The 576-nt window shown below is 66.3% G+C and carries 1 pseudogene; it reads right to left on the bottom strand.

The annotated features are described in order from the left end of the window. A pseudogene (locus tag JAO81_RS44220) lies at nucleotides 1-547 on the bottom strand (NTP-binding protein); the annotation flags it as partial. Nucleotides 548-576 lie beyond the last annotated feature (29 nt).

Here is a 576-nt window from a genome sequence, read left to right as displayed (position 1 = left end):
ACGGGCCGACCATCAGCATGATCTTCTGCTGGTCCGTGGCCCCGCCCAGGATGTAGCCGAACCACTCCTGCAACGCCTCGACCGAGCCGGGGTCATCGGGCCATAGCTGTTCGAGGAAGGCCAGCCAGTGCGGGGCGGTCGCATCGGGGTCGTAGTTGAACGGGACGGACACCAGGTTGAAGAACTCCGGTGTGAGGGGCGACAGTTCCCGGTCGCAGACGTTCAGCAGCCCGTTGCGGCAGGCCACCACGGGTGCGGATCTTCCGTGCGCAGAGGCGGGATCACCGATCCACTGGGGCACGTCGACGGACGGGCGCAGGTGGGTGACGGCGGTAATCGCCTCGGTCAGATCAGCGATCTTCCGTTTCGTCGGCGACCAGTCGCGTACCTCTACCTCGCCTTTGACGGTCTGCTCGTAGGTGGCGTTCTCCAACTTCCGGTACAGGTCGGCACGGACTTCCTGGTCGTCGGGTTCCCGCCAGTGCGGGCCCCTCCACTGCATCCATGCTCCCCGCCAGTGCCGCAGCGTCAGCGTCTGGCCGCGCATCCATGCCGATTCCAAGTGCCGGGCCACAG

It is taken from the genome of Streptomyces sp. N35 (assembly GCF_016464295.1).
Lineage (GTDB): Bacteria > Actinomycetota > Actinomycetes > Streptomycetales > Streptomycetaceae > Streptomyces.
This window is presented reverse-complemented; position numbering and strand designations above follow the sequence as displayed.